The organism is Pseudomonas sp. JS425 (assembly GCF_018223845.1).
Classification (GTDB): domain Bacteria; phylum Pseudomonadota; class Gammaproteobacteria; order Pseudomonadales; family Pseudomonadaceae; genus Aquipseudomonas; species Aquipseudomonas asiatica.
Genome location: NZ_CP073661.1, coordinates 4517406 through 4530206, shown reverse-complemented (window position 1 = coordinate 4530206; position 12801 = coordinate 4517406). Strand labels below are relative to the sequence as shown.

Annotated in this window: 13 protein-coding genes; 10 read left to right on the top strand and 3 right to left on the bottom strand. The window is 57.1% G+C overall.

The window, feature by feature from the left end:
* Positions 1-55: 55 nt before the first annotated feature.
* On the bottom strand, positions 56-700 hold the full coding sequence (locus tag KDB76_RS21000) for a DUF2026 family protein (protein WP_249206208.1): 645 nt from the start codon (positions 698-700) through the stop codon (positions 56-58).
* Between the two features lie 307 nt (positions 701-1007).
* Positions 1008-1229 (bottom strand): hypothetical protein, encoded by a 222-nt coding sequence (locus tag KDB76_RS20995; RefSeq protein ID WP_212632172.1) that lies wholly within the window; start codon positions 1227-1229, stop codon positions 1008-1010.
* Positions 1230-1897: 668 nt separating this feature from the next.
* On the opposite strand from KDB76_RS20995, the gene KDB76_RS20985 reads away from it, so the two are divergent.
* The 10 genes from KDB76_RS20985 (at position 1898) to KDB76_RS20940 (ending at position 11210) form a co-directional block, all read left to right on the top strand.
* Positions 1898-2254 (top strand): metalloregulator ArsR/SmtB family transcription factor, encoded by a 357-nt coding sequence (locus tag KDB76_RS20985; RefSeq protein ID WP_212632170.1) that lies wholly within the window; start codon positions 1898-1900, stop codon positions 2252-2254.
* A 29-nt stretch (positions 2255-2283) separates the two neighbouring features.
* The gene (locus KDB76_RS20980; RefSeq protein ID WP_086978007.1) at positions 2284-3567 is read left to right on the top strand and encodes an arsenic transporter; all 1284 of its coding nucleotides are present in this window, start codon (positions 2284-2286) and stop codon (positions 3565-3567) included.
* Between the two features lie 14 nt (positions 3568-3581).
* On the top strand, positions 3582-4052 hold the full coding sequence (locus KDB76_RS20975; protein WP_027917259.1) for an arsenate reductase ArsC: 471 nt from the start codon (positions 3582-3584) through the stop codon (positions 4050-4052).
* Positions 4053-4075: 23 nt separating this feature from the next.
* On the top strand, positions 4076-4789 hold the full coding sequence (arsH, locus tag KDB76_RS20970; protein ID WP_027917258.1) for an arsenical resistance protein ArsH: 714 nt from the start codon (positions 4076-4078) through the stop codon (positions 4787-4789).
* Between the two features lie 4 nt (positions 4790-4793).
* Positions 4794-5297 carry a cyclin-dependent kinase inhibitor 3 family protein gene (locus KDB76_RS20965; protein WP_086978009.1) on the top strand — a complete coding sequence of 168 codons (504 nt, stop codon included), beginning with the start codon at positions 4794-4796 and terminating at the stop codon, positions 5295-5297.
* 25 nt (positions 5298-5322) lie between these two features.
* Positions 5323-6405, top strand: coding sequence for an ArsO family NAD(P)H-dependent flavin-containing monooxygenase (locus KDB76_RS20960; RefSeq protein WP_212632169.1), 1083 nt, complete (start codon positions 5323-5325; stop codon positions 6403-6405).
* Positions 6398-6958, top strand: a complete 561-nt coding sequence (locus KDB76_RS20955) for an arsinothricin resistance N-acetyltransferase ArsN1 family B (protein ID WP_212632168.1) — start codon at positions 6398-6400, stop codon at positions 6956-6958. Before KDB76_RS20960 ends, KDB76_RS20955 begins: the two co-directional genes overlap by 8 nt.
* Positions 6959-7899: 941 nt before the next feature.
* A protein-coding gene (locus tag KDB76_RS20950; RefSeq protein WP_086005488.1) for an IS5 family transposase occupies positions 7900-8753 on the top strand; the annotation gives its coding sequence in 2 pieces (ribosomal slippage) (positions 7900-8241 and positions 8244-8753; 852 coding nt in all).
* Between the two features lie 53 nt (positions 8754-8806).
* Complete coding sequence (locus KDB76_RS20945; RefSeq protein ID WP_212632167.1) at positions 8807-9421, top strand: hypothetical protein; 615 nt, start codon at positions 8807-8809, stop codon at positions 9419-9421.
* Between the two features lie 808 nt (positions 9422-10229).
* On the top strand, positions 10230-11210 hold the full coding sequence (locus tag KDB76_RS20940; RefSeq protein ID WP_038410028.1) for an IS5-like element ISPa16 family transposase: 981 nt from the start codon (positions 10230-10232) through the stop codon (positions 11208-11210).
* Between the two features lie 266 nt (positions 11211-11476).
* Here the strand turns inward: KDB76_RS20940 and KDB76_RS20935 are convergent, their stop codons facing one another.
* On the bottom strand, positions 11477-12460 hold the full coding sequence (locus KDB76_RS20935) for an IS5-like element IS2000 family transposase (RefSeq protein WP_013973047.1): 984 nt from the start codon (positions 12458-12460) through the stop codon (positions 11477-11479).
* Positions 12461-12801: the final 341 nt, after the last annotated feature.

Here is a 12801-nt window from a genome sequence, read left to right as displayed (position 1 = left end):
GGGCTGGCTTGTGGGGTAAGGGGCCAAGCAGCAGCTATGACCCCGTTACGGCTCTTTACCAAGCCCCGACCACTGATGCCTCTTTAAGCATCACCTTGCTGCCTTTGCCTTTGGGATCTCCCATGACCACCCATGCGGGAATGGGTTTTGGCGGACGTACGTACCAGGCCACGCATGCGTTGATTACGTCCTTCTGAAAAAGGCTCTGTGCGACCTTCAGCTCCAGGTGGTCAGTGAGCTGCATGTTGGGGTCGAAGAAGAAATCACCGTCCTTCTTGAGGTCCGCTGGGCTTGAGGTCATCGAGTCAATGCGTCTCTGGAAGGATCTGGCTGGCGTGATGAAGTCGTGCTTGGCGGACTTCGAGGTCTCTGGAAAGATTGGGCTCATGAAATCCACTACATGCTCTTCGCAGGCAATCATTGCGTGAAATCCGATCTCGGAGCTTTGCACCTCATCGTTCTCGATGGTAGCAAAGCAAAGGACGTTGGATTTTTTCTCGTCAGCCATGAGGCACAGCGCGCCTGCAATTGGATGAGCTTCTTTATGGTAATGATGACGGAGGATTGCAGCGCCGGCCATGCTGAAGAGCCAGCAGGCGTGGGCCGTGTCCGCTCCAGCGGAGTCCAGGGTGCTTCGTATGACCCGGTGGATGCGCAAGTAATCGAGGAGAGGGATTAGTTCTTGGAGTTTCTTGCTCATACGGTCCCTGTGGTAGCTATGCAGGCTCAAGAGGTGATGCCGATAATAGCTCATGGCGGCGCTCTTACTGCTAATGTTAACCACACGGCTGTCTAGGCACGCCTGTGATCGGACGTCTAGGTACTGATTTCGGGGCCGGCTGTTTCCGTACATAAAGCCCCTGAGCGTATTGGCCTTGAAACGCTAAGGGGCGCTTATGTCAGAAACACGGCAAAATTGTGACTGATGATAAGCGGCAGGCTTTGCGTGAGCCCTGACTACAAAATCTGGGGACAGGGCTCGCCCAAAAGCAGAACAACGGCAGCGATTACTCTGAATCGCCTTCCTCAAATTTCTTCTTGATGAGATCCTTCGCCACAGGACCGAGTGCGTCGGTGATGACCTTGATTTCGGCCTTCGCCTTCGCATTTTTGCCGGATAACGTGCCTGTCTCCGCCACTGCAAATTTCACATATAGCGGAGTGATTTCGCGGATCCATCTTTCGGGGGGCGCAGGACTCGTTCCTGGGACACCTGAGAATGAACTCACTGACGTCCGTGGAGGCGAGTTACCTGTGGTGACACCGAGTTTATGTCGCCAAGCTCCTTCACCATGTAAACCGCAGACGTCGGGCAGAGGCTGTTGAACTCCTCCGAACTGGAAATTGCTTTTGGGGCTTGGGATCGGTCTCTCTGCTCATATCCCCGAGCCGCGAAGAAGTCGGGTGCTGTGGTGGTCAGCAGATGAAGGCTTTGCGCTCCGTCAGCTTCCGCTATTCGCTCAAGTGCTCTGAGCAGCAGGTTACCGATCCCTGAATTTCGCTGGGCCGGTACGACAACCAGTGAGCGAATCAGACGAGTCCGACCGCTTCCTTCAATGCCCCCGTATCCCAGCTCCGTTTCTCCCCGGTGAAAGGAATAGAACATTCGACCGGGCTGCAAAAGGTCTTGGGTCGGCAAGCCCGCAGCAGTCAGATGCGCAGCTAGGCCTAGGATTTGATCGGTACCAAGCAATCGGACAGAGATATCAGACTGGTTCATTGGCGACTCTGGGGGTGGTATCGACGCCCAGTATAGGACCCAGAGCGCGGGCTTTTTCCAGTTTTATGACGTCCCGTAACGCGAGGCGATTGTAAATATCTGCTTTACCGCATATTCGAATAGTCATATATTCGGATTTCCAGATATTGGCCGTACACGCATTCCCCAGGAGGTCCCATGCGGGAAACACTAACTCCCCCCATCGTTTTCAAATGCCTGGCTGATGACACCCGGGCCCGTATGACCCTGCTGATCGCCCGTGAAGGCGAACTCTGTGTCTGCGAACTTACCCACGCGCTGGAGTTGAGCCAGCCGAAGATCTCCCGGCATCTGGCCCAGTTGCGCGAGGCTGGAATCCTGATGGATCGCCGCAAGGGTCAGTGGGTGTACTACCGACTGCACCCCGAACTGCCGCAGTGGGTTGACGCGATGCTGAAGGGAGTGGTCGATGCCAACCAGGAATGGTTGAGCCCCGATGCATTGCGCCTTGCCGAAATCGGCGAGCGGCCGCAGAGCCCTGTTGCTTGTGCTTGAGACTTCCCTTCGCTGATTGAGTTGTAGTCATGCTGATCGCATTTTTGATTTTCCTGGTGACGATCGTTCTCGTCATCTGGCAGCCCAAAGGGCTGGGAGTGGGCTGGAGTGCCGCACTGGGGGCCGTCTTGGCGCTGCTGGCGGGCGTCGTGAGCCTTTCCGATATCCCCGTGGTCTGGCAGATCGTCTGGAACGCTACCGCCACTTTCATCGCCGTCATCATCATCAGCCTGCTGCTGGATGAGGCGGGGTTCTTCGAGTGGGCGGCATTGCACGTGGCCCGCTGGGGCAATGGCAGCAGCCGCAAGCTGTTCGCCTTCATCATCCTGCTGGGCGCCGCCGTCTCGGCGCTGTTCGCTAACGACGGTGCGGCACTGATCCTGACCCCGATCGTCATCGCCATGCTGCTGGCCCTGCGCTTCTCCCCGGCGGCGACGCTGGCATTCGTCATGGCGGCGGGCTTCATCGCCGATACCGCGAGCTTGCCGCTGGTGGTATCCAACCTGGTGAACATCGTCTCCGCCGACTACTTTGGCATTGGTTTCAGCGAGTACGCCTCGGTCATGGTGCCGGTGAACCTGGTCAGCATCGCCGCCACCCTGGGAATGCTGCTGTGGTTCTTCCGCAAGGACCTGCCGCGTACCTATGAACTCGACCAACTGAAGGCTCCCGAGGCCGCTATCCGCGACAAGGCGACGTTCGTTGCCGGCTGGTGGGTGCTTGCGCTGTTGCTTGTCGGCTTCTTCGCCATCGAGCCGCTGGGCGTTCCGATCAGCGCCATCGCTGCTGTCTGTGCGCTGATCCTCTACCTGATCGCCGCGCGCGGGCACGTGATTTCTACCCGCAAGGTGCTCAAGGACGCGCCTTGGCAGGTCGTGGTGTTCTCTCTTGGCATGTACCTTGTGGTCTATGGCCTGCGTAACGCCGGCCTCACCGACTACCTGACGCAGATCCTCAATGTCTTCGCCGGCTACGGGATCTGGGGCGCATCCCTCGGAACGGGGCTGCTCGCCGCTGGCCTGTCGTCGGTCATGAACAACATGCCCACTGTGCTGGTAGGGGCCTTGTCGATCCATTCCGCCGAGGCCACCGGCATCGTGCGCGAGGCCATGGTCTACGCCAACGTCATCGGTTGTGACCTCGGTCCGAAAATCACCCCCATCGGCAGCCTGGCCACCTTGCTGTGGCTGCACGTGCTGGCCCGCAAGAACATCGTCATCACCTGGGGTTACTACTTCCGCACCGGCATCGTCCTGACGCTGCCGATCCTGCTTGCCACCTTGGCCGCATTGGCCATCCGCTTGAGCTTTTGAACCGGAGATACCTGATGAAAGTCTTGTTCATGTGCACCCACAACAGCTGCCGCAGCATCCTGTCCGAGGCGCTGTTCAATCACCTGGCCCCCGAGGGTATGGAAGCTGTGAGTTCTGGCAGCTTCCCAAGCGGCAAGGTCAATGAGCGGGCACTGAAAACCTTGGAAGCCGCCGGTATCCCCACCGCTGGTCTTTCAAGCAAGGCCTCGGATGCCTTCGAGAGTTCTCCTCCCGACATCGTTGTCACCGTGTGCGACCGCGCTGCCGGCGAAGCCTGCCCGATCTTCTTCGGTCCATCGCTCAAAGCCCACTGGGGCCTGGCCGATCCTTCAGCGGTCACCGGGAGTGAGACAGAAATCGAAGAAGCCTTCCAGACCACACTTGCGAAGATCGATGAGCGCGTGCGCGCCTTCATTGCGCTGCCTTTCTCGCAACTGAGCCAGGACGAACTGAAAGCCGAACTTGCCCGAATCGGCGCGCTGTAGGCCCTGGATCAATGGAGACAGAAATGAACGACCACCTGCCAAATGTCCAACCAGAACTGATTGATCTGCCGTCGCTGGAGCGGCTGGCGCCGAAGGATCCTTCCACACACAAACCGCGCATCCTGTTGCTGTACGGATCGACCCGCGAGCGCTCATTCAGCCGCTTGATGGTCCAGGAAGCTGCGCGCCTGCTGGAAGAGTTCGGCGCTGAAACCCGTATCTTCGACCCTTCCGGCCTGCCGCTGCCGGATGACGCTCCGGACTCCCACGAGAAGGTGCTGGAACTCCGCGAGCTGATGCAATGGTCCGAGGGCCAAGTGTGGTGCTCCCCCGAGCGTCACGGCTCAATGAGTGCTGTCTTCAAAGCGCAGATCGATTGGGTACCGCTGGCCATAGGCGCCGTTCGCCCAACCCAGGGCAAGACCCTCGCGGTGATGCAGGTGTGTGGAGGCTCGCAGTCTTTTAACGTGGTGAACCAACTGCGCGTGCTTGGCCGCTGGATGCGTATGTTTACCATCCCGAACCAGTCGTCGGTGCCAAAAGCCTTCCTGGAGTTCGATGAAGCCGGACGCATGAAACCGTCGTCTTTCTACGATCGGCTGGTCGACGTGATGGAGGAACTGACCAAGTTCACGCTGCTGCTGCGTGATCGCCAGGATTACTTGGTAGACCGCTACTCCGAACGCAAAGAGTCGGCGGAAGAACTATCCAAGAGAGTCAATATTCGGTCTATTTGAGGTCATGAGCATGTCGCATCCTTACTCATTGAAATCCTTGCCCCATGCTCCGGGTGTACTGATTTTTACGCCTTGTCCGGGCACCCAGACCAGCGCTCTCGCTGAAAGCCTGGATACGCTCAAGCAGGCCGGTGCCGTAGCGCTTGTTACGCTGATGTCGGACGCAGAGCTTCAGGAAAACGGAGTTGCCCAGCTTGGCATCGCGGCCAAGCAGCATGGGTTGGAGTGGTTCCAGCTGCCGATCGAGGATGATCAGGCTCCTGATCAAAACTTCGAGGCTCGGCTGGGAGAGATTCGCCACCAGTTGGACGCTTTGCTCGCTTCCAACAAGGCCCTGGCAATCCACTGCAAGGGCGGCTCCGGCCGCACCGGGCTGTTCGCTGCCCGTCTGCTGATCGAATCCGGAATGCCGCGCCGCGAGGCGATCGCCTGGGTGCAGGAGCTTCGCCCTCGGGCTATTCAGAAGCCTGCGCACATCAACTACATCAACCAGTTCAGCGAAGACTGAGCGCTCCAGCCAGACAGGAAAAACCATGGCCACCGAAGGCGAACTACTCGATGTCATCGTGATTGGCGGCGGGCAGTCCGCGCTGACGGTGGCTTATTTTCTCAAGCGAGCCAAGCTGTCGTTCCTGTTGCTCGATGCCGAAGAGGCTGCGGGCGGGGCTTGGCGCCATGGCTGGGACTCGCTGACGTTGTTCTCGCCCTCCGCATGGAGCACGATCGCGGGCTGGCCGATGCCGCCAGTCACCGAAGGTAATCCCGATAGGGATCACGTGGTCAGCTATCTGGAGCAGTACGAGGCACGCTACGGGTTTTCTATCGCTCGTCCCGTCAGCGTCACGTCTGTGGAGCGGACCGGGCGTGGTCTTCGTGTACGCTCGAAGGACCGCGACTGGGAGGCTCGTGTCGTCATCAGCGCAACGGGGACCTGGAGCAACCCCTATGTTCCGGCTTATCCGGGGATAGAGCTGTTCCAGGGACAGCAGATTCACTCCGCCCATTATCAATCACCCGAGGCTTTCCAAGGAAAGCGCGTGCTGGTCGTTGGTGGTGGCAACTCGGGGGCGCAAATCTATGCGGAGCTGTCCGAGGTCGCCGACGCAACGTGGGTAACCACGGAGGAACCGGCGTTTCTGCCTGATGACGTTGATGGCCGGGTGCTGTTCGAGCGGGCTACCGAGCGCCTCAAGGCTCAACAGGAGGGCCGTGTTATCGACGCACCGGTCGGTGGGCTTGGCGATATCGTCATGGTGCCCTCAGTGGTCCGCGCTCGCGAGCGCGGGGCCCTTCGTGCTGTAAGGCCTTTTACCTCATTCACGCCGGACGGGGTCGCTTGGCTCAACGGTGAGAAAACCCAGGTCGATGCTGTGGTCTGGTGTACTGGGTTCCGGCCGGCGCTGGATCATCTGAAGGCACTGGACGTGCTGGATGACAACGGTAGGGTCGAGGTTGATGGGGGGCACTCTATTCGCGAGCCGCGCCTCTGGCTGGTCGGATATGGCGACTGGACCGGCCTGGCCTCGGCGACGTTGATCGGCGTCACCCGTACCGCGCGCAGCACGGTCAACGAAGTAGTTGAACACCTGAACACCTTGGAGCAGCCGGATGCATAGCGGAATCGATATTCGTGTCGCCAGACCAGAGGATGCAGAAGAGATCCAGATCATCTACGCGCCCATCGTGCTCAACACGGCTATCTCATTCGAAGAGGCAGTGCCGAGCGTGGAGCAAATGCGTGAGCGGATCTCCACGACGCTGCAAACCTACCCGTATCTGGTGGCTGTGCGAGAAGGACGAGTAGTCGGCTATGCCTACGCCAGTCAGCACCGCGCGCGTGCGGCGTACCGGTGGGTGGTGGATGTGACGGTGTATGTCGCTGAAGGGCAACGCCGCAGCGGGATTGCTCGCCAACTCTATGACGTGCTGCTGCCGGTTCTGAAGCGTCTGGGATATCGCTCGGCGTATGCCGGCATTGCCTTGCCGAATGAAGGCAGTGTCGGGCTGCACGAGCGACTCGGCTTCCAGCACATCGGTACGTTTCCGCAGGTCGGATTCAAGCTCGGTGCTTGGCATGATGTGGGGTATTGGCGGTTTGATTTCAGTGATGAAGGCCTTCACCCCGAGGCTCCATTAAGCTTCCTATCCCAAATCCCAATGCCACGTTAGAGGGTCCCAGTGAGTTTAGCTGTCTTCCGCGAAAGGCAGCTATGGGTCGAAAGCTGTCGCTCGGGAATAATCGCTATTGAACGACATCGATCCATCGGGGATAGTCAATAGAAGTAATGAGACGGTTCACCATTCCGGCACCTGGATGACTGTCTTATCAAAGCAGCACCATCAGTAAATCTAACTACTACCTATCTTTGGGATCTATCCATGCTCCAGTCGCCAATATAGTGCCGGTGACGAAGAGTAGTGGAATAGCCAAAATTGAAAATCCGCTTATAATCCCAGTAACCACTAGGTAGCCCAAGATTTCTCGTACGCCGTATGTACCAATCATTTTCAAAGCAAACATAACTAAGCTGATTGTCGAGTCGGCATATGAGATTGCCCCTGCCAGCATCGCTACCCCAGTGACGCTCACTGCGAAATATGCCTTATTACTCATCGTTCTGGTCTCACTGAGAGTCATGCCACATAGCACCTACAGAGGAAATCACAGCAGGGCAGTTCGCTGCGAGCCAATTGCGTGCACATGCTGCCGTGTTAGGTGCAGTGAGCCTGGAAGGAGACCACTGCCTCCAGCCCGATGCCCTGTGCCCACCCTGGAGCAGCAATTGACCTGGCGGGAATTTCTGAATGGCTCCAAATCAGCGTTGGAGATCATCAATTGCAAAAGCCTAGTCATTCTCAAGCAGATGCTGATCAAAGGCTGGTGTCATTCCGCGAAGCGAGTCTGGCAACACAGAGCTGTAGCTTACATCTCAACGTTGATCGCGGTGAGGGAAGGGGGACTGGGTCAATAACGGCCAGAGGCCGGGTACTGGCATAGCATAGAATGCCAGACTGTTGGCCTCCATCGACTTGGTTGCTAGGCTCTGTACGTAAACCCAAGAAATACGATTTTCTGTAAAATACACCGCCATTAAAGCCAGGAGGCCAAGATGGCAAAGCGGTATGAACTTCCCGACGCAGCCTGGGATCTGGTTGCAGATATCTTCACCAAAAATCAGCGCACCGGGCGCCCTCGGGCCGATGATCGCCTGATGCTAAACGGTATTCTCTGGGTGCTTTGCTCTGGCGCAGCCTGGCGAGACATGCCCGAACGATTCGGCCCTTGGTCAACGATCTATCAACGGTTCCGGGGATGGCGTGATTGCGGAGCTTTTGATCAGATGCTCAAGCGTCTTCATATCCGATTGAATGAGCAGGGTTTGATTGACTTGGAAACATGGATGATCGACTCCACTGCCGTACGAGCAACCCGGGCCTCATCAGGTGCCGGGAAAAAAGGGGATTTGAAGAACCGCAAGACCACGCGCTCGGGCGCAGCCGGGGTGGCCTGACGACCAAGATTCACATGCTGTGCGACGCCAATGGTGTGCCTCTGCGTTTCCTGTTGTCAGGCGGACAAGCCAGCGATATAGCCTATGCCCAACCGCTACTCGATCAGGCTTGCATACCCAGCCTGCGCGGTCGCCCACGCAAGCGTTGCCGCTGGTTGCTGGCTGACAAGGGTTACGACGCTGAAGCGCTGCGCCAGTATTGTGATCGTTATCGCATGCAGCCAGTCATTCCGTTGCGAAGCATGAAGCGCAAAACCAAGCCAGGATTGCCTCGACTTTTTGATCGCCCCAAATATCGGCAGCGCAACATCATCGAACGCATGTTTGGCTGGCTGAAGGAGAACCGTCGCATCGTGACGCGCTTCGACAAGCTCGCAACAAGTTTTGCGGCGATGGTCTCATTGGCCTGCGCTATGCGGTGCTTGCGACAATACTTTACGTACAGAGCCTAGCAGCTCAATGAGCGACTTAGAATTTGATACCGTCCTCGCGAATCGGGATGAATATGAGCAGTCCTCACGACCCACGTGATGAGCTAGCTGAAAAGCTGGCTGATCGCATCCTGCTGGATGCTATCGGCAGCGCTGCGTCCTCTGGACTTGTTTTGACTAGGCCCGCTGACGCTGAAGGGGCTTTGTTCGTTTCAGACAATCTCCAAGCTGCACTGAAGGGAAGGGGGGCGCTAGTGATTTTTGCCTCTTTAGACGGTGCCAGCTCCGCAGATTCGATCATTTCAAGCTTAGTCTGTGAGGCCATTCAGCGAATGGATAGGGGAGTGGTCGTTGGTGCGGATGAGGCCGTCAACGCAGCCGCCGCTCTCCCTGAAAACCAGGTGGGCATAGGTAGAGCTGTCACCTTGTGCAGCGCCTTGGTGATGCTATCTGAGCTGTCGCAGAAGGTAATCGTGCTTATCATCGATGAGGTCCAGCGGGCTCAAGATACACCTGAGGGGAAAGCAATTCTGTACGCGCTTAAAGCCGCGCGGGACGAGCTTAACAGCTCAAGGCATCGAGGGCTTCGGGTAGTGCTGGTGGGTGCTGACGAAGACCACCTAAGGATGCTGTGTACTGCGAGCGACCAAGCCTTCTTCGCCACCCCCATGGTTCATCTGACGCTGTAGGTAGTTTCTGGGGGAGGGGCGCGAGCAGCTGCCCTGGTCAATGCGCAGGCCTCCCGTTCCGCTCCGAGATTGGGCAGGGTCACCTAGTGGTGGGTTGTCCTTCAAGGACGCGAATAAAAGGGGGGTTGGGCACCGAACCCCTTTGGAAAGGTTCAGCAGTTACGCTGATTTTGAACTCATGCGTCCGTCTAACTTCGTCAATGTCATTTACACTTTCCGAAATATGTAAATGATATTGACGAAGTGGAAGATTAATTTCTTTGAAGTCATTGACTTGTCTGTTTTTCTATGGGTAGATGATGTGACTTTGATTGATATCGCATCATATCATTCCAACATTGACATCAATGGGGTAGGAGTGCGATGCGGGCGGCTAGCGCCCTTTTATTTCCCAATTGGGGTATGCGCAGAGTCAATCCTTAACCACTCCGCTTGGATCAGTTCGAGGTGGCCTGAGCTTGGATACCTATGTGGCGTATCCTGCACTAAATAAAAGATTTTTCGTTAGGTATAAAAGCCTGTCAATAGCATTGACATTTGAAGGTGATTCCGGGTTTTTTTCAGTTTTTCCTTGACTTGATTATTTGGCATATGAGTAAATAGACCCAGTTAAACAGTCTACCGCTAAACTCATACACCGCTTAGGTGTGGCAATACCGCAGTAGCTCAAACACCGCTTAGGTGTGGCAATACCGTAGTAGTTCAGACACCGCTTAGGTGTAGCGGTACTAATGCTACTCTAGGGAAGGTCTGAAAAAGACTTCCCGAATCTGGTGAAATACGCCGATCCCGCCAGCCGAGTTTTTCCATGAAGCAGATGACCTTCGCCGACGCCGAGTACGCCGGCAAGCGCAAGCAGACCCGTAAGGAATTGTTCCTGATCGAGATGGATCAGGTGGTGCCGTGGAAGGGATTGATTGCCCTGATCGAGCCACACTACCCAAAGGGTGAAGGTGGTCGTCCAGCCTATCCGCTGATGGCCATGTTACGTATCCATCTGATGCAGAACTGGTTCGGCTACAGCGACCCGGCCATGGAAGAAGCGCTCTACGAGACGACCATCCTGCGTCAGTTCGCCGGGCTGAGCCTGGAGCGCATTCCCGACGAAACCACCATCCTCAACTTCCGTCGTTTGCTGGAGAAACATGAGCTGGCAGCCGGCATCCTCGGCGTAATCAATGGCTACCTGGGGGATCGCGGCCTGTCGCTGCGCCAGGGCACTATCGTCGATGCCACACTGATCCACGCACCCAGCTCGACCAAGAACCAGGACGGCAAGCGCGACCCGGAAATGCACCAGAGCAAGAAAGGGAACCAGTATTACTTTGGCATGAAGGCGCACATCGGCGTGGATGATGAGTCGGGGCTGGTACACAGCGTGGTAGGCACGGCAGCCAACGTGGCGGATATCACCCAGGTCGACAAACTGCTGCACGGTAACGAGAACGTCGTCTGCGCCGATGCCGGCTACACCGGCGTCGAAAAGCGCCCCGAACATGCGGGCCGCGAAGTGATCTGGCAGGTCGCAGCACGCCGCAGCACCTACAAGAAGCTCGATAAACGCAGCGCCCTGTACAAAGCCAAGCGCAAGATCGAGAAGGCCAAGGCACAAGTGCGAGCGAAGGTCGAGCACCCGTTTCGAGTGATCAAGCGCCAGTTCGGTTACGTGAAGGTGCGCTTCCGTGGCCTGGCCAAGAACACCGCTCAGCTGGTGACGCTGTTCGCGCTGTCGAACCTATGGATGGCGCGCCGACATTTGCTGACTACCGCAGGACAGGTGCACCTGTAATGCGGAAAATGGCTGCTGCGAGGTGCTCGCGGCGGCCAAAAACGGAGAACTGAGCGGGTTACCTGGTCGATTTTGATCGACGGCCCGCTTTCAAAAGCAGCAAGGGCTGAAGTCGACCGGAAATACAGGGTTACTTCAGACCTTCCCTAGGGAAACTCCGAACAAGTTGCTCATCAGTCGGAAATGGGCGGCTTAGGGATGCCGAAAAGCCCGCTTTTCAGTCGCTGATTATTGGATAACCAAGGCAAAGCCTTGGTTATCCGGACTCACGGGCGCACCTCTCCCGCAGCAGGCAATAATTGCCGGCGCACCATCCACAGATTCGACAGGGCAAACAGCGTGGTCAGTTGCGCCGTGTTCTTGGCCAAGCCGCGAAAACGAGTCTTTACATAGCCGAACTGGCGTTTGATCACCCGGAACGGGTGCTCCACCTTCGCACGCACTTGCGCCTTGGCCTTTTCGATCTTGCGCTTGGCTTGGTAGAGCACGCTGCGTTTGCTCAAGTGTTTGTAGGTGCTGCGGCGGGCAGCGACCTGCCATATCACCTGCCGTCCCTCGTGTTCTGGCCGCTTTTCCACGCCTGTGTAACCCGCATCCGCACACACGACATTCTCTTCGCCATGCAATAGCTGAGCGACCTCCGTCACGTCAGCTACGTTCGCGGCGGTGCCATGAACGTGATGCACCAGACCCGATTCAGCATCCGCGCCGATGTGGGCCTTCATGCCGAAATAGTACTGGTTGCCCTTCTTCGTTTGATGCATTTCAGGATCGCGCTTGCCTTCCTTGTTCTTGGTCGAACTGGGCGCGTGGATGATGGTCGCGTCGACAATGGTGCCCTGGCGCAACGACAGGCCCTTGTCTTGCAGGTAATTGTTGATGGTTTCCAGAATGCCGGCTGCCAACTGATGCTTCTCCAGCAGGTGCCGGAAGTTCATGATCGTCGTGTCTTCGGGGATCGGAGCGCTGAGCGTCAGACGAGCGAACTGGCGCATCGAAGTGATCTCGTACAGCGCCTCTTCCATGGCGGGATCGCTCAAAGAGAACCAATTCTGCAGCAGGTGAATGCGCAGCATGGTTTCCAGAGGATAAGGCTTGCGGCCACCGCCAGCCTTTGGGTAGTGAGGCTCGATCAACGCCACCAGTCCACTCCACGGTACCACCTGTTCCATCTCGGCCAGGAAACGCTCGCGACGGGTTTGCTTGCGCTTGCCGGCGTACTCGAAATCGGAAAAGCTCATCTGACTCATGGGATGGCGGACTTGTAGAAGGCAGTTGGACGGAGGGCTATTTCAGCACAGGTCAGATGGCCTGTGCTGACTTGATCGGAGAATCCCTAGGTGTCGCAATACTGCGATCTTGCAAAAAGGGGTTCTGATCGATCGTGTCCTGGTTTAGGGGATTCTATTGGTCGGAACCTTTTCTTTTTCGCAGCGCTAGGGATGGATCTCGGGCGTGACCGGTTGCCTGAGTGTTTAGGTGGCGTGTTGGGCGGACCAGGCCACCTGGGCGCCTCCTGCCCCGAGGCAGGGTCTGCTCAATTGCGTGAGGCTCGCATGCCTCTCGTCGGAGGCAAAAACTTTCTTAGGCA